Raw genomic sequence first — 16,820 nt, forward strand, 5'->3', positions numbered from 1 at the left:
CTCATGGTCGAGTCCGGCCGCCGGGGCTCTGCTGCGGCAAGGCCAAGTGTCCTCCCCCGCCATCAGGCACAACGGCACGAATCGCCCAAAGTGTTCCGTGGGCGACGGAAGTTATGCGAACGTGACGCTACGCTCACCGGTCCGCCACAAGACCGCGTCCGGCGCGTGATCTTGAGGGCCCGTCTCGTGCTGTTGTCCACCGACTGGACAGGATCGGCGGCCACCGGCCGGGGGCGTCCGCCGAGGGGGCGGCGTCAGCCGGACACCGGCGCTCCGCCGTTGGCGATGCCGTTGCCGGGCTGCAGCACGGGCAGCGCCTTGGCGCCGTCCGCGGTCACCCGGGTCGCGCCGAAGTAGTCGCCCTCGGAGTCGAGCGAGTCGTAGCGGATCACCGCGCCGGTGTGCGGCGCGTTGATCATCATGCCGCCGCCGACATAGATGCCGACATGGTGGATCTGCGTCGGGTCGTGCGGATCGTGCGAGAAGAACACCAGGTCGCCGGGCTGGAGCTGACTGCGGCTCGGATGCGGCCCGGCGTACCACTGGTCGGCGGCGACCCGGGGCAGCGTGATCCCGACACTGGCGAACGCCTGCTGGGTCAGCCCCGAGCAGTCGAAGCGGTAGCCCTGGGACGCGAGGCCCTCACCGCCCCAGAGATAAGGGGTGCCGAGCTTCTGCTGCGCGTAGTAGATCGCCCCGGCCGCCTGCGCCGAGAAGCTGATGACCGTGGTGCCGGTGAAGGACTGGGCCAGCTTGGTGATCGAGCTGACGTAGTTCTGGGTCTCCTTGTAGGGGGGGACGCCGCCCGCCTTGATGACCGCGTAGGGGCCCGCGTTGTAGGCGGCGAGCATATTGGCGGTGTGGTTGCCGGGAACGCTCTTGGTGTCCTTGGCGAGCTGGCAGTCGTACGAGGCGGCGGAGGGGATGGCGTCCGCCGGGTTCCAGACATCGGGTGCATGGGTATGAGTGGGGTCGATGCCGTAGATCGCCCAGGTCGCCGGCATGAACTGGGCCATGCCCTGAGCGCCGACCGGACTGACCGCCTTTGGATTGAACCCGCTCTCCTGGTACATCTGCGCCGCGAGCAGAGGGGGCGTCAGCTCCGGGCAGAGAGTGCCCCATTTCTGGATCAGCGGGGCATAGGAGGCGGGGACGGTGCCGGGCGCGAGCTGGACGGCGTCCTGTGCCTGGGCCTGGTCGAGCGAACCCGAGGCCGAGTAGGTGCCGATGACCAGAAACAGCAGTATCCCGGTGGCGGCCATGCTGCCGCCGCCGAACAGGGCCCAGGCCCGACGGAGCGTCATGAAACCTGCCCAGGGTGGAGACTGGGGCGCAGCAGCGGAGAATGGATGCGCATGTGCCACCGTCCCATGCCTCGGGTGCCTGCAGATACCCCCACAGAGTCTGGACCAGGGCGTTGCTCAGCGCAATCACTGGTGATACACACAGTAAGCGATACGCTCATCCGAGCGGTTGCTGGGCCCATGGGGCCCAATGCTGGCACCTGTGGCACACAACTCAACGACGATCCTCTGGAAAGTGGCCAAGTCGACTTCGGTTCTGGCCAACAATAGGGCCGAGCCCTACACCACGGCCGGGCGTGGGGCTTTGAATGATGATCAGGTAGGTGATTGCTATGTATCTCAGTGCGGGCAAAGGTGACATCAACACCATCATCGGAGGGATCGCCCCGAACTGGGGGCCCTTCGCCAGCCTCGGCGGTGAAGCCAAGACGATGGTGGAGGTCGTCATGGCGGTAGCCATCCTGGGCTGCCTCGCCATCGCCATCTGGGGCGCGGCGAAGCAGCGGATCGGCGCGACGGCACTGCGGGACACGTTCAGCGCGGAGCAGGGGAAGGGACTGATCGTCGCCGGTTTGACCGGCGTGTTCATCATCGGATCACTCGGTACGTTGTTCACCATTGTGTATGGGATGGCGATCTGATCATTCGCCGGATCGGCATCCCGTTCGAACAACGCGTACCGGATCGGTCATGCCCTCCCCACGGGCGGCCGTCCGGGTGACACCCTGTCATGAGCGTTCCTTCATGCCTGTCCTGTACCGCCGCTCCGTCCCGAACCGCCGTCCTGTGCAGTACCGCCGTCCTGTCCTGTCCGCCTGCCTACCCTCGTCCCAAGGGGGCCGCTGTGTCCGTGCCCGACGACCAGCCGCATACGCGTACCCGGTATCCGACCGGCGAGCAGCCGCCGGAGCCGGCGGCACGCCGACCGCTGCGGACGCTGGCGGCGGTGCTGGTGGTGGTCGTGGTGCTGGTGGGGGCAGTGGCCGTACTCAACCGCACCAGCGGATCGCCCACGGGGACGCCCGCGGGGTCGGGGACCTCCGGCGACGGCGCGGGCAGCGGAAGCGGGACCGGTGACGGAACCGGGAAGTCGACAGCGGCGACGGGGACCACGCCGGTGACGACCACTCAGAACGGTATCGCCGTGGGCTTCCCGCACACGGGAGAGGGCGCGCAGTCCGCCGCAGTGAACTACGCCGTCGCCCTCGGCTCCGCCGAAATGTACTCGACCGCCACCCGAAAAACCATCGTCACCACAGTCGCCGACCCGTCGGCGGCAAGCCGACTTCTGGGGCGTTTCGATCCGTCGTACACCGCCCTTGGGAAGAGGCTCGGACTTGACGACGGCAAGGCCCGGAGCGGACTCGTCTTCATCTCCCGGACCGTCCCGGTCGGCACCAAGGCGGACGGATACAGCGCGGACCGAGCAACCGTCGAAGTCTGGACAACGGGCCTCATCGGCCTCTCGGGCCAGAGCTCCACAGCACCCGTCACTGAGTATTGGCAGACGAGCACGATCCAGCTCCACTGGACCAGCAACGATTGGAAAGTCGTCGACGTCTCCACCAAGGACGGGCCGACCCCAGTGAGCGGAAGCCAGGTCGCTTCGTCCGCCCAGGACATCGCGGGAGCCGTCACCCAGTTCGGAGGATTCCGCTATGCACGTTGACCTCCGCAGAGTGACAACCCTTGCGGGAGCCATGGCAGTGATCCAAGTGATCGCCCTCAACCTGGCAAGCTACGCCGTGGCAGCCCCCACACCGACACCTAGTCCTACTAGTTGTGACGGGCTGATCGGCTTCAGCAAGTCCATCTGCGAGCAGGGAAACGGAGGCAACGTCACCACGCCGTTGACTTCGTCGTTGGATCCGTTGCAGTCGTTGGCCAATGGGTGTGCGACCGCTGCCGCGTGGGTGGTGCGGAAGCTCTCCGACGGCATCAACTCGACCACCAACGTCGACTTCACCAACCCCTCGTTCCTGAAGCAGTACGCCGTGGTCTTCGGCGCGTCCACGTTCCTGACGCTGATCCTGTGGCTCCTCGCCGTCGCCAAGCGCGCCGCCCGCGGCGCCCCGCTGCAGCAGGCCATCGGCGAGGCCATCGGCTTCCTCTGGCTGACCGTCATCGCCTCCGCCTTCACCCCGCTGATCCTGTACACCGTCGTCAGCGCCACGGACGGGATCACCGAGGCCATCGCCGCGGGCACCAAAACGGACACCACCAACTACCTGGGCACCTTCGCCGACACCCTCACCAACGGCAATCTCGGCGGCGGCCCGATCATCCAGGTCCTGGTCTCACTGCTGGCGATCCTCGCCGCCGCGGTCCTCTGGCTGGAGATGCTGATCCGCGCCGCGATGCTGTACGTCGGCGCGCTGCTCGGCACGGCCGTCTACGCGGGACTGGTGGACAAGCAGATGTGGAAGCACGTCCGCCGCTGGGCCGCGCTGATGGTCGCGGTGGACCTGATCAAACCGGTGATCGTGATCATCCTCGGCCTGGCCGGCGCGATCGCCTCGAACGCCGGCGCCAATGACGCCTTCTCGACCGTCCTCGCCGGCCTGGCGATCCTCACCCTGTCCATCTTCGCCAGCACCGCGATCTACCGCTTCATCCCCGGTTTCGGCGACGACATGGCGGCGATGCGGCAGGCCCGCGCCTCGGCCGTGAGCGCGGGCTCGGCCGTGGTGAACGGTCCGGCGAACTTCATGAAGCAGGGCATCAACACCCACGCCGGACGCGAGTCCGAGCAGGGCGGCGGCGGCAACAGCGGTGGCAACACCGGCGGCGCCGGCGGCGGCAGTGTGACGCCCGGGATCGCCGCGCACGGCTCCCGTACGGGGGCCACCGCGCCTCCGCAGCAGGGCGGCGGCAGCGGCGGCGGGCACGGCGGCAACAGCGGCAGCGGCAACAGGGCCCCCGCGGGCACCGGTACCAGTAACAAGGGGGCTCGGCAGTAGTGACCACCCAACCCGTCGGTGGTTACCGGCGCACATACCTGCTCGGCAAGGCGAAGCCCAATGCCGTGGTGGGCAAGAACCGGGAGACCGGCGAGGTGTTCCTGATCATCTTCGGGGCGTTCCTGGGGATGATGTGGGGCCTGGTCGTCCCGATCCTGCCGCTGCGGATCCTCGGGCTGCTCGCCTTCCCGCTGCTGGCCTTCGCCGTCGTCTATCTGCCGTACCGCAAGCGGACGATCTACAAGTGGGCCGAGATCAACCGCACCTACCGGCGGACGGTCCGCGGCTCCAACGCCACGTACCACTCGTACGCCCCGGAGGCCGGCACCCGGCTGGACGGGCGCGAGGTCGAGGTCGGGCCGCCGCCGGGGATCGGGCGGATCCGCTGGCTGGCCGCGCCGTTCGGACCTGACGAGGTGTCGGTGCTGCTGCACCTGACCCGGCGCACCGTCACCGCCGCGATCGAGATCGAGGGCCCGGGCGTCGGCCTGCGCGACTCGGAGGACCAGGAGACCCTGGTCGAGCGCTTCGGCACGCTGCTGAAGCACGTCGCCAACGGCGACGGCTTCGTGACCCGGATCCAGATGCTGGCCCGCACCCTCCCGGCCGACCCGGACGCGCACGCCAAGGACGTCGCCCGGCGCGGCGACCCGGACTCGCCGCAGTGGCTGAAGGACTCCTACGACCAGCTGCAGTCGATGGTGTCCACCTCCTCCGAGCAGCACCGCGCCTACCTGGTCGCCTGCATGCCGTACACCCGCGAACTGGCCTCCGAGGCGCATGCCATAGGGCGTACCGCGCAGACCCGGGCCCGCGGCGACGAGGGCCTGGCCGCGGTGATGGCCCGTGAGCTGACGGACATCTGCGCCCGGCTGGCCGAGGCGGACATCCGGGTGCGGCAGCCGCTGGGGCAGGCCCGGCTGGCCTCGCTGCTGCACTCCATGTACGACCCGGACCACCAGATCGACCACATCCAGGCGATGTCCCGGCGCAATGCCTGGCCGGCCGAGCTGGACGCCACCCACGCCAACTTCCTGCAGGCGAAGACCCGCGAGTCGGAGACCCGCGAGCCCTGGTGCCACGCCACCGCCTGGGTCAAGGAGTGGCCGCTGACCCCGGTCGGCGTCAACTTCCTGGCGCCGCTGCTGGTGCACACCCCGGATGTGATCCGCACGGTCGCGGTGACCATGGACCTGGAGCCGACGGACGTCGCCATCGAGCGGATGCTGACCGAGAAGACCAACGACGACGCGGACGCCAGCCGCGCCGCCAAGATGAACCGCACGGTGGACCCGCGCGACTCGGCCCACAGCGGCCGGGTCGACCAGCGCGGCGCGGACCTCGCTTCGGGCGCGGCCGGCGTCAACCTGGTCGGCTACATCACCGTCAGCTCCCGCTCGCCGGAGGCGCTGGCCCGTGACAAGCGGACCATCCGCGCCTCGGCCGGCAAGAGCTACCTCAAGCTGGAGTGGTGCGACCGCGAGCACCACCGGGCGTTCGTGAACACGCTTCCCTTCGCCACCGGCATCCGCCGCTAACCCACCGCCCCTGGAGGTACCGCATGGCAGCAGCACCCGTGGGCGGCCTGTCCGACGCCTTCACCAGCTTCCTGTTCGGCAAGACCGAGACCACCCGGCTGCCGGTCCGCACGTCCAGCGGGCAGGCCCAGGCGGTCTACCTGCCGACGGCCGCACCCGGCCTGGGCGACTCCGGTGTGATCATCGGACGCGAGGTCTACAGCGGCAAGGGGTACGTCTACGACCCGTTCCAGCTGTACGGACAGCAGCTGCCGGCCCCGCACTGGCTGGTGCTCGGCGAGTCCGGCAACGGCAAGTCGGCGCTGGAGAAGACGTATGTGCTGCGGCAGCTGCGTTTTCGCGACCGGCAGGTGGTGGTGCTGGACGCGCAGGGCGAGGACGGCGTCGGCGAGTGGAACCTGATCGCCAGGGCGCTGGGGATAATGCCGGTCCGGCTGGACCCGCAGGCCGCCCTCAACGGCGGGGTGAAGCTCAACCCGCTCGACCCGGCGATCACCCTGACCGGGCAGCTGGCGCTACTGCGCACCATCATCGAGGTGGCGATGGGCCGCGGCCTGGACGAGCGGGCCGGCTTCGCGCTCAAGGCCGCGCACGCGCATGTGATCGCCACCAGGACCGAGCGCCAGCCGATCCTCGGCGACATCATCGACACCCTGCGCAACCCCAACACCGACTCGGTGGACGCGCTGGGCGTCTCGCTGGACGACATCCAGGTCTGGGGCCTGGACGTGGCCCTGGTGCTGGACCGGCTGGTGGACGGCGACCTGCGCGGCATGTTCGACGGCCCGACCACCACCGACATCGACCTGGACGCGCCGCTGATCGTCTTCGACCTGTCCCACATCGACCGCAACTCCATCGCCATGCCGATCCTGATGGCGATCGTCGGCGTCTGGCTGGAGCACACCTGGCTGCGTCCCGACCGGAAGAAGCGGATCTTCCTGGTCGAGGAGGCCTGGCACATCATCAACTCGCCGTTCGTGGCCCAGCTGTTCCAGCGGCTGCTGAAGTTCGGACGGCGGCTCGGGCTCTCCTTCGTCGCGGTGGTGCACCACCTCTCCGACGTGGTGGACGGGGCGGCCTCCAAGGAGGCCTCGGCGATCCTGAAGATGGCCTCCACCAGGACCATCTACATGCAGAAGGCGGACGAGGCCCGCGCCACCGGACGGGTGCTGGGGCTGCCGCGCTGGGCGGTGGAGATCATCCCGACCCTGTCGCCCGGCATCGCGGTCTGGGACGTCAACGGCAATGTGCAGGTGGTGAAACACCTGATCACCGAGCATGAGCGACCACTGGTGTTCACCGACCGGGCGATGACCGAGGACGCGATCATCGAGCGTACCCGGGCGTCGAAACAGCTCGCGGACGACCCGGCAGCGTGAGCCGCGGCAGCGTACGCCGCGGGAGAGGGGCGGGACCATGTCGTCGATGAACGGACGGCAGTGGCCGCCCGGACCACGGGTGCCGTCCGGGCCCGGGCCGTCGGGACCTTCGGGACCGTCCGGGCCCGGGCCGTCGGGACCTTCGGGACCGTCCGGGCCCTCGGGCCCGTACCGGACCCCCGGGCAGGTGCGGGGCGGGATACCGGACGGCGCGATCGTCGGGCTGCTGGCCACACTGCTCGGGGCGACCGCCCTGTTCTGGCTCTCGACGGCGCTCGGCGCGCTGCTGACGCACGGTCGGCTGCCGCATCCGATGCCCTTCACCGGCACCCCGCAGGCGATCCGCAGCCTGGCGACGGCGCCGAACAGCATCCCTGCGGCCTGGCCGAACACGCCGGCGGCCCAACTGCCGTCGGCGACGGCGTTCTGGGTCACCTTCTTCGTCCTGCTGGCGCTGCTGATCACGCTGGCCCTGACGATACTGACCGCGTGGATGCGGCTACAGGCCGCACGGCGGCAGCACGGGGCGGCGGACCAGCGGAAGGAGCCACCACCGCTGTGGGAACCGCCGGCTGCGGCTGCGGCGGCCGTGGCACCAGCGGCGGCGGTGGGCCCGTCGGCGGCTGCTTCCACGGCGGCTGCTTCGGCTGCGGCAGTTGCGACTGCGGCAGTTGCGACTGCGGCAGTTGCGACTGCGGCACCTTCGGTGGGACCGGACGCCGGGCCCGTCCCCGCGGCTGTGCCTCGCCCCGAGCCGACACCCGTGCCGACACCAGTGCCGACACGAGAGCCGGCTCAGGTGCCGCCGCAGGCAACGGCGCAGACCGCGCCGCCGGTGCCGCAGAGCCCGCCCCGGCCTCCCGGTCCGTTCGCCTTCCCGGCGGGGACCACCGCGCTGCTGGTGCCGGATCCCCTGTCCGCCGCCGCCAAGCGCGAGCTGCTGCGGCGGGCTGTGGAGACCGCCACCGGACCGGTCCTGGTCGTCACCGACGACCTCGCGCTCTGGGAGGCCAGGCCGCCGCACCGGGACGCCCGGCTGTTCGACCCGCTGCGGCTGGTGGCCGAGGTCCCCGACGCCGAGACCAGGGTCCGCTGGGCTCCGCACGACCGCTGCGACGACCCGGCCACCGCCACCTCCCGCGCCCGCGCGCTGCTCGCGCCCACCACCCGCGGCGGCGCGGCCGAGGCGGCGTCGCAGGCCGAACGGAACGTCAGGGACACTGCGCAGACGCTGCTCCGCTGCTGGCTGCACGCCGCGGCCCTGGACGGACGGCCGTTCCGGCACGTCCAGCGCTGGGCCTCGGGCAGCAACCGGGGCGAGGCGCTGACGATCCTCCGCTCCGCCGATCCGCACCGGGCCGCCGACGGCTGGGACGGCGAACTGCAGGCGCTGCTGACGCACTCCTCGGATCTGCGGGACTCGGCGATCGAGCGGATCCTCGACGCCCTCGACGTGCTCTCCGAACTCCAGGTGCAGCAGGCGTGCACACCGTCCTCGGCCGCCGACGGGCTCGACCTGGAGTCGCTGCTGCGCCACCGGGGAACCCTCTACCTGCTGGGACGCGCCACCGAGACCCGGGTCGGCCGCTCCGGCGGGGCACCGACCCAGCGCAGCGCGATGCCGCTGCTCACCGCCCTGGCCGAGGACGTGTTCGAACGGGCCCGGAAGACCGCCGCCAAGACCTCCGCCGGACGCCTGGACCCTCCGCTGCTGTGCGTGCTCGACAACGTGGCCGCCGTCGCGCCGTTCCCGGGCCTGCCCGAGCTGTTGGCACGCGGCGGCCCGCTGGGCCTCGGCGGCGTCGCGGTGCTCCGCTCCCCCGAGCAGGCCCGCTCGCGCTGGGGCGAGCGCGCCGTCCACAGCCTGTGGACAAAGGCCGACGCCCGCGCCGTCCTCGGGCCGCTGGGAAGCACCGCACTGGAGGCGCTGCTCGGCGCCCTGCAGACCGCCGCGCCCGAGGCCGAAGCGGCGGTCGCCGGGGGCGCACTGAGCGCAGGCGAACTGCTGCTGCTCGCCGCCCGCAGGCCCGCCCAGCGCTACTCCCCCGGGGGGACTCCTCTCGGGGCTCCTGGGGGGAGTGCGACGGCCGCGAGCGCTCCCGTACCCTCGGGAGGCCAGACAGCGCCGCAGTAGCGGTGGCGGGGGCCGGGGTAGAGGACAGCGGCAGCGATGAGCGGCAACACGGGGTGGGGCGGAGCGGGCACGCCGGGCGGTCAAGGGCCTGGTCAGGGGCCTGGTCAGGGGTCTGGTGGCTACGGGCCGGGCTGGTACGGACCCGGGGGTTACGGCCCAGGCGGGCCGGGCCCGGGGGGCTACCGTCCCGGTGGGCCCGGTCCGGGCGGGCCGGGTCCGGGCGGGTACGGGCCCGGTGGGTACAGCCCGTGGGGGTACATACCCCCGGTGCCCAAGCCGGGCGTCATACCGCTGCAGCCGCTGGGCGTCGGCGAGATCATCAGCGGGGTCTTCGGCACCCTGAAGCGGTACTTCAAGCCCGTCTACGTCCCGCTGCTCGTCATCGCCGGTGTCTCGGCGGTGCTGATGGGCGTCCTCATCGGCGTGGCCTACGCCCCGATGCGCAGCATCCTCAACAGCGCCAACGACTCTCCCGACTACACCCCGAGCCACGGCCAGGTCGTCGAGATGTTCGTCTACGGCGGCCTCGCGCTGCTACTGACCGTGCTCACCTTCTTCGCCTGCTACGTGGTCAGCTCGACCGTCTCCACCGCGGTGCTGCGCCACGCCGTGCTGGGCGAGCAGGTGACGGTACGTCAGGTATGGGACGAGGCCCGGCCCTACCTGTGGCGGGTGACCCAGGAGAACCTGCTGCTCTGGGCCGCGACCACGCTGGGCATGTGCCTGCTGTTCGGACTCGCGGCGGGTGTCGGCATCGCCACCGGCAGCCGTGCGGCCTTCGGCCTGCTGGCCCTGCTACTGATCCCGGCGTTCGGCCTCGCGGTCTACGCCCAGGTACGGCTGGTGCTGGTGGTCCCGGTCCTGGTGCTGGAGAACGAGCGACCGATCTCGGGCCTCCGGCGAGCCTGGCGGCTCAACGAGGGCGCCTGGTGGCGCAGCTTCGGGATCCCCTACCTGGTCAGCATAATCGGGTCGTTCGCCAGCCAGATCATCGTCATCCCCTGCGGCGTCATCGGCGCGTTCATCATGATCGGCACCGTACCGGCCGACGACAGGGGGCCCGACCCCAGCCTGCCGGTCGCCTCGTTCCTGATGTTCTACCTGGTCATGCTGGCAGGGGTCGCGCTCAGCAGCCTGCTGACCGTACCGCTGGCACCGCTGACCAACGGCCTGCTCTACATGGACCGCCGGATCCGCCGAGAGAGCCTGGACGTCGCCCTGGCCGCGCAGGCCGGGGTCGACCTGCACCACGGCCGCGGCCCGCAGCCCTACGCCGCCGCTCCGGCTCCGGGTTCGGCTCCGGGTCCGGTCCCGACGCCGGCTCCGGCTCCGGCTCCGGCTCCGGCTCCGGCTCCGGCTCCGGCCGACGAGGCACCTCCGGCAGCCGACGACAGCACCGCCGCCGATACCAGTGGGACTCCCGACGAGCCGCGCCCGTAATTCCGGCGCGGCCAGGTCCGGGTTCTCCTAGGCTCGGCCCATGCCCGCAGAGAACGATCAAGAAGTGCTGCTGACCGGCGGCGGCGTGAACCGGGTCACCCGGCTCGGCGACACCGTCCGCCGCCCGGTCGGACCCTGGACACCCACCGTGCACCGCCTGCTCGACCACCTCGCCGCCAGGGGATTCGCCGGGGCTCCCCGCGCACACGGGCTCACCGAGGACGGCACCAGGGAGGTCCTGGACTTCGTCCCGGGCGAGGTCGGCCACTACCCGCTGCCGCCGTACGCCCGCTCCGACGACTCACTCCGGACGGTCGGCCGGCTGCTGCGGGCGCTCCACGACGCCGACGCCGACTTCCCGCGCCGGCCGGAGGACGTCTGGCTGCTGCCGCCGCGGGAACCGGCCGAGGTCATCTGCCACGGCGACGCGGCCACGTACAACTGCGTGTTCAGGGACGGCCTTCCGGCGGCGTTCATCGACTTCGACACCGCCCACCCGGGGCCCCGGGTCTGGGACGTCGCCTACACCGCGTACCGCTTCGTCCCGCTGCACGCCCCCGGCAGCGACGAGGGCACCCTGCCGCCGGCGGAGCAGGGCCGTCGACTGCGGCTGCTCGCCGAGGCCTACGGGCTGACGGCGGACGAGCGGGCGGCGCTGGCCCACACCGTCGTGGACCGGCTGCACGCCCTGGTCGACTTCATGACCGAGCGGGCCGCCGCAGGCGACCCCGCCTTCGCCCGGCATCTCGCCGACGGACACCACCGGCTCTACCTCGCCGACGCCGAGTACACCGCGGCACACGCTGTCGACTGGACCGCTGAGCTGGGCAAATGACACAGCTTCATGGTTCCCGCATGACAAATGTACTGGCGAAGACGGGAGCGGCGGCCCTGACAGCCGACCCGCCCGCTACGCGAAGCTGATGCGTGTCGGCAGGGTGCCGGCACACAGTCCCAGGGGGCGGCACCATGAGCATCACCACCGTGTTCGACAAGCAGACCACCACCGCCGCCACGGTCGGGGAGCCGCCGGTTGCCGGGGTTGGCGAGGTCGCCGGGGTCGCCGGGGCCGACCTGCGGCAGATGAAGCCGCTGCCGGCCTGGTTCTTCGCCTTCGAGGGGGTCTTCGGCGGGGCCTACGACATCCTCAAGGCCAACCCCGACGCCTGGACGGTGCTGATCGGCCTCGCCCTGGTGAACATCACCATCAGCCTGACGGTGCTGGGCAAGCGCCGCAAACTGGTGCGGGCCATGCTGAAGAACAGCCGGACCCGCTTCATCGCGATCGGGCTGATCGCCCTGCGCCTGGCCGTCCACCTGGTGCTCGGTGCGTTGGGCGCGGCAGTGGAGACGACCACCGGCCACCTGTTGCTCGCCTTCGCGATGACCGGGATCACCGTCGCCCTGCTGTGGTTCGACCAGCGGGTCACCTTCCGCGCCCTCGGCATCCCGCTGAGCCGCTGAGCCGCTGAGCACTGGGTGTCGCTGAGCGTCAGTGCCCCGCGCTCCTGCTCCGCAGGCTGCTCTTCTTGGCCCGATTTCCACAGGTCTCCATCGAGCACCAACGACGGTTCCCCGGACGCGAGTTGTCACTGAACAGTGCACTGCAGGACTCGTCGGCACACTCCCTGACCCGGTTCACCGCCGATGAGGTGACCAGGTCGATGGCATCCCGTGCCACCAGCGAGAGTGTGGCTGATACGACGTCAGAGGCCGTCCACAGCAAGGCTCCTGACGCATCAACACGTGGAATCGGGGTCGGATTCTTCGCCGCCCGGTTCACCAGCTCCCGCACCAGGAAGCTGGACGAGGCCACCCCGCCGACGCTGTGGCCGATCGTGACCAGCTCGTACACGGCCTCCCGAAGACTGTGCGCATCCCGCACCTGCGCCGGGTCGTCGGACACCGGCTGCGAGTCCGGCGGATCACAGGGGCCGCAGGGACCGCACTGGACCACCCAGGCCAACAGGGCTGCGGAGTCCGGCAGTTCCTCGATCGCATCGAGCGTCCCGCGGTAGCGGAGGGTGCGCAGGAAGTCCAGGCACAGCCGCCCCGCACCCGTCCGAAAGCGAGGCGCGGCGGCGACGACGGGGGCAGTGGCGGCGGTCATGGCGGACACCCTACTGCGCGAACCGGTTTAGCTGGTAGCGTCAAGGAACCAGTTTAACTGGTTCCTATGTGGAGGGACATCACCATGCCCGTGCCGGTCACCGCCAGCAGCCCTGCGGACACCCGTCCGACAGCCTCGGGGCCACCACGTCGACTGGTGCTGCTCCTCGCCGTCGCCTGCGGTCTGACCGTCGCCAACCTCTACTACGCGCAACCGCTGCTAAGCAGTCTCCGCCAGGTCTTCCACGTCGACGAGGCCACGGCGGGCGGGCTGGTCACCGCCACCCAGATCGGCTACGCGCTCGGGCTGCTGCTCCTGGTGCCCCTGGGCGACCGGGTGGAGAACCGGCGCCTCGCCACCCTGCTGCTCGGCATCACCGCCGGCGCCCTGGTCCTGGCCGGTCTCGCCCCCGGCTTCGGCCTGCTGCTGACGGCCTCGCTGCTGTTCTCGACCACCGTGGTCGTGGTGCAGATCCTGGTCCCCTTCGCCGCCGACCTCGCCCCCGACCACAGCAGGGGACGCATCGTCGGCCAGGTGATGAGCGGACTCCTCGCCGGGATCCTGCTCTCCCGCACCCTCGGCAGCCTGCTCGCCGACGCCACCAGCTGGCGCGTCGTCTACCTGGTCTCGGCCGGGATGATGGCCCTGCTCGCCCTCACCCTGCGCACCGCGCTGCCGCAACGCCACCCGACCAGCACGCTCCGCTACCGCGAACTGCTGCGATCCACCCTGCAGTTGGCACGCAAGCACGCTCCGCTGCGGCGCCGGGCGCTCTACCAGGCCACGATGTTCGGGGCGTTCAGCGCCTTCTGGACCACCGTCTCCTATGTGCTCACCAGCGCCCCGTTCCACTACGGCCAGGTCGGCGTCGGCCTGTTCGCCCTGGTCGGTGCGGGCGGCGTGGCAATCGCCCCGCTGGCCGGACGCTGGGCCGACCACGGCCTGGTCCGTCCGATGACGGCGGTAGCGCTGGCGGCCACCGCGTCCGCCTTCGCACTGGCCGGCTTCGGCCGGCACAGCATCTTCGCCCTGGGTGGTGCGGCCGTGCTGCTCGACATGGGCGTGCAGACCACGCTCATCCTGGGGCAGCACGTCATCTTCCAGCTGGACCCGGCCTCCCGCGCCCGGCTCAACAGCGTCTACATGGCCACCTTCTTCCTCGGCGGCGCCCTCGGCTCCGAACTCGCCTCGCTGGCCTACCGCTCCCACGGCTGGACCGCAGTCGCCGTCCTCGGCGCGGGGCTGCCGTTGCTGGGCCTGGCGTACTGGGGCACGGAACGGCGCTCGCACTAACGGCTTTGGTTCACTTTGGCGCAGGGTTCACTACCCCGCCCGACGAGTCACGGTCGGGCTCACTTCCGGGGCGGGAGCAGCCCAGCCGCTGGCCATGCGAGCCCGGGACGGCCCGGGCCATTCCGCGATGCGGATCGGGGACGGGCATGGGCCTCGGCGGCGCTCGGCCGGGAGCGGAACCAAGCCTCAGGGTCGTTCCACCGCAGGGGGCTGGGCACTCAGCGATACCCCGGGCCGGGTCGAACCTCAGCGGCGTTGCCTGGCACCGGACTTCAGCCCCGCGCCGCCGAGTGCCGAGCCTCAGCGGTCCTCTGCCGGGGAGCGGTCCTCCGCCGGCGGGGAGGGGCGCTCGCCCCCGGGGCGGCGTTCGGACGGGGCCCAGCGGAGGACGGCTGCTGCGGCGAGCAGGGTCGCCAGAGCGAGGGAGACCCAGAGCGCCCCGGACCCCTGGGCCAGCAGCGCCGTGAGCAGGGCCGGGGAGGCCGCCAGGCCGATCCCGCTGGAGAGTTGGAACCGCGAGAGCGCTGCTCCGATTCGATCCGGAGCAGTGCTCGCAACGATGAGCGCTGTCGCACTGCCCGTGTACATGATCTCCCCGGCGGTGTAGAGCACGGACACCGCCGCGACCCCGGCCGCCGCGCCCCAACCACCGAGCGAACCCGCTGCCCAGAAGCCCAGGTAGGACACCGCGAGCACCAGGCCGGACATCGCCAGTGACGACCGCCGGGCGAAACGGGACATCCACATCACCACGGCAATCTGGGTGGCCACCACCAGCACCGTATTGCCCACGAAGATCCCCGCCGACCAAGCGGGCGCCACATGCAGCCGGACCACCAGAAAGGCAGGGAGTGCGACCTCAAGAACGTTGAAGCAGAAGGCGTAGGGGAGGTTGGCGACGTCCAACACCTTGAGTCCGCCGCCTCCCCTCACCCTGCTGACACCACGTCGGATCGGCTGCTGCGCCCGTACCCGCATCGGGAGCACCAGCGCCGCCGCCACCAGGTATCCCAGCGCGGTCACTCCGGCCAGCGTCCGCAGCGCACCGGTGCCACCCGCCGTACTCACCGTCGCGATCAGGGCACCCGCGCCCATGCCGGCGTTGCGGAGCGAACGCCCCGCCGCCAGCGCGGCATCCCGGTAGCGGGGTTCGGCGAGAGTGGTGACCACCGCGGCGTGCGCGGGCGGCCAACACTGGTTGCCGATGCCCAGGAACAGTGCGGCCACGATGAATCCCCACAGCGGCGACCCACCGAGCAGCGGCGCGGCCAGCAGGACCAAGACCCCCAGCACCCGGACCAGCATCGCTGCGGCCACCGCCGCCGTCCGGGCACCACGGTCGATCCACCGTCCGGCGAACGGCAGCACGGACAGGCCGGCCAGCATCCCCACCGACATCGCCGTCCCGGACCGCACCACCCCCAGGTGGCAGACCTGGATCCCGTAGAGCAGGAGGAAAGGTCGAAGCAGGCCCGACCCGAGGGAGTCCACAGCGAGCGCGACGGCATAACGCGGGCCGCCGGAAGCACGCACGAGCACACCCAGCGCAGGGCGTTCGGACGGTGGGGACGGGGACGGCGTCGGCGACGAGGACGAGGGGGCGGCCAACTGCCGCATGATGGTCATGCCGCCACCGTGATCCCGTCCCCCGGCAACGGTCACGCGGATTGATCACAACCGTCAATCGTGAGCCGCCAATCCACCGTGAGCTGCAACGATGGCGGCATGAGCCAACCGTCGACTATCACCGGAGTCCCGGCGGAGCAGATGCCCTACGCCGCGTCCCCGCTCGCCGAACTCACCGCGATCCTGCATGTTTCGCCGAATGCCTGAGGGCCGGCCCGCCACGGGCTCGCCCAGCCACTGCACTCAGTCTCACACTCGCTCAGTCTGGACCAGGCACGGCAGCGGATCATCATGGACAAGCTCCAGGACAACAGCACCAGTGCGGGCGGCAACTGGGGCACCTTTCATCCCGCGACGACGAGCGGCGTGAAGTGGCTCGCCTCTTGGGCATCCCTCGCGGCTGTGATCTGGTGCGCCGCCGACCTGATCGGTGTCTTCGAGGGGTTGAAGAACGCCGTCGAAGCCAGCGGACGGCTCGTCTTCTTCCTCGGGGCGCCAACAGCTTGGCTCCGCGCTCGACAGACCCGATTCAGGCGCCGGGACGCCAACTCTTCCGCGGACCGGGCGGCCACCGCACGTGGACTCGGGACCATGAGCGAGCGAAGACCGCAGCAGACCCGGCGAGGTACCGGGTGTCCGCCAGTGGGTGGGGCGGCTTGGGTGTGTGGCTTGGGCTCCCGGGTCGTTGTCGGGTGACGGGGGTGTGCCTGGCCGGGGTTGCTCGGCTCCGCCTCGCGGCCAACAACACGGCCGGGAGCCGGTGGCGGTGCATCGTTTCTCGCCGGCGGGAAGGGGGGCGTCGGACCCCGGCCCGGTGCGGGCTCCCTGTAGTTGGCTTCTTTGCGCCGCAGGCGCGAGACGGGTCCTCAACTGTGGCAACGGTGAAGGCCGACCCCGCGGGTGTTCGGTGGTGAACGCAGTGAAGCCCCCTGACAAGATGTCAGGGGGCTTCACTGGAATGGTTGTTCGGCGGCGTCCTACTCTCCCACAGGGTCCCCCCTGCAGTACCATCGGCGCTGTGAGGCTTAGCTTC

General features: G+C 70.8%; 13 protein-coding genes and 1 rRNA gene. 10 read left to right on the top strand and 4 right to left on the bottom strand.

The window, feature by feature from the left end:
• Positions 1-254: 254 nt before the first annotated feature.
• Positions 255-1,304 (bottom strand): bifunctional lytic transglycosylase/C40 family peptidase, encoded by a 1,050-nt coding sequence (locus ACEZDG_RS09540; protein ID WP_380505376.1) that lies wholly within the window; start codon positions 1,302-1,304, stop codon positions 255-257.
• Positions 1,305-1,636: 332 nt separating this feature from the next.
• Here ACEZDG_RS09540 and ACEZDG_RS09545 point away from each other — a divergent pair, with 332 nt between their 5' ends.
• From ACEZDG_RS09545 to ACEZDG_RS09585, 9 genes are all read left to right on the top strand, one after another.
• Complete coding sequence (locus ACEZDG_RS09545; protein WP_380505379.1) at positions 1,637-1,945, top strand: hypothetical protein; 309 nt, start codon at positions 1,637-1,639, stop codon at positions 1,943-1,945.
• A gap of 203 nt (positions 1,946-2,148) precedes the next feature.
• Entirely contained in the window at positions 2,149-2,973 is an 825-nt protein-coding gene (locus tag ACEZDG_RS09550; RefSeq protein ID WP_380505382.1) for a hypothetical protein, read from the top strand.
• Positions 2,974-3,004: 31 nt separating this feature from the next.
• Positions 3,005-4,264: a hypothetical protein gene (locus tag ACEZDG_RS09555; protein ID WP_380505385.1), complete on the top strand. Its 1,260-nt coding sequence runs from the start codon at positions 3,005-3,007 to the stop codon at positions 4,262-4,264.
• Positions 4,264-5,802 carry an SCO6880 family protein gene (locus ACEZDG_RS09560; RefSeq protein ID WP_380505388.1) on the top strand — a complete coding sequence of 513 codons (1,539 nt, stop codon included), beginning with the start codon at positions 4,264-4,266 and terminating at the stop codon, positions 5,800-5,802. Before ACEZDG_RS09555 ends, ACEZDG_RS09560 begins: the two co-directional genes overlap by 1 nt.
• Positions 5,803-5,825: 23 nt before the next feature.
• On the top strand, positions 5,826-7,184 hold the full coding sequence (locus ACEZDG_RS09565) for an ATP-binding protein (protein ID WP_380505391.1): 1,359 nt from the start codon (positions 5,826-5,828) through the stop codon (positions 7,182-7,184).
• 187 nt (positions 7,185-7,371) lie between these two features.
• Positions 7,372-9,318: a TraM recognition domain-containing protein gene (locus ACEZDG_RS09570; protein ID WP_380505393.1), complete on the top strand. Its 1,947-nt coding sequence runs from the start codon at positions 7,372-7,374 to the stop codon at positions 9,316-9,318.
• A gap of 267 nt (positions 9,319-9,585) precedes the next feature.
• Positions 9,586-10,758 (top strand): hypothetical protein, encoded by a 1,173-nt coding sequence (locus tag ACEZDG_RS09575; protein ID WP_380505396.1) that lies wholly within the window; start codon positions 9,586-9,588, stop codon positions 10,756-10,758.
• A 40-nt stretch (positions 10,759-10,798) separates the two neighbouring features.
• Positions 10,799-11,593: a phosphotransferase enzyme family protein gene (locus ACEZDG_RS09580; protein ID WP_380505399.1), complete on the top strand. Its 795-nt coding sequence runs from the start codon at positions 10,799-10,801 to the stop codon at positions 11,591-11,593.
• A 134-nt stretch (positions 11,594-11,727) separates the two neighbouring features.
• Positions 11,728-12,222: a hypothetical protein gene (locus ACEZDG_RS09585; RefSeq protein ID WP_380505402.1), complete on the top strand. Its 495-nt coding sequence runs from the start codon at positions 11,728-11,730 to the stop codon at positions 12,220-12,222.
• Between the two features lie 28 nt (positions 12,223-12,250).
• Here the strand turns inward: ACEZDG_RS09585 and ACEZDG_RS09590 are convergent, their stop codons facing one another.
• On the bottom strand, positions 12,251-12,868 hold the full coding sequence (locus ACEZDG_RS09590) for a CGNR zinc finger domain-containing protein (RefSeq protein WP_380505405.1): 618 nt from the start codon (positions 12,866-12,868) through the stop codon (positions 12,251-12,253).
• An 84-nt stretch (positions 12,869-12,952) separates the two neighbouring features.
• On the opposite strand from ACEZDG_RS09590, the gene ACEZDG_RS09595 reads away from it, so the two are divergent.
• Positions 12,953-14,161, top strand: a complete 1,209-nt coding sequence (locus ACEZDG_RS09595; RefSeq protein ID WP_380505408.1) for an MFS transporter — start codon at positions 12,953-12,955, stop codon at positions 14,159-14,161.
• A gap of 300 nt (positions 14,162-14,461) precedes the next feature.
• On the opposite strand, the gene ACEZDG_RS09600 is transcribed toward ACEZDG_RS09595, so the two are convergent.
• Positions 14,462-15,787 carry an MFS transporter gene (locus ACEZDG_RS09600; protein WP_380505411.1) on the bottom strand — a complete coding sequence of 442 codons (1,326 nt, stop codon included), beginning with the start codon at positions 15,785-15,787 and terminating at the stop codon, positions 14,462-14,464.
• 964 nt (positions 15,788-16,751) lie between these two features.
• Positions 16,752-16,820: ribosomal RNA gene (gene rrf, locus ACEZDG_RS37875) — 5S ribosomal RNA — on the bottom strand; the annotation flags it as partial.

The organism is Streptacidiphilus alkalitolerans (assembly GCF_042511045.1).
Taxonomy (GTDB): Bacteria; Actinomycetota; Actinomycetes; order Streptomycetales; family Streptomycetaceae; genus Streptacidiphilus; species Streptacidiphilus alkalitolerans.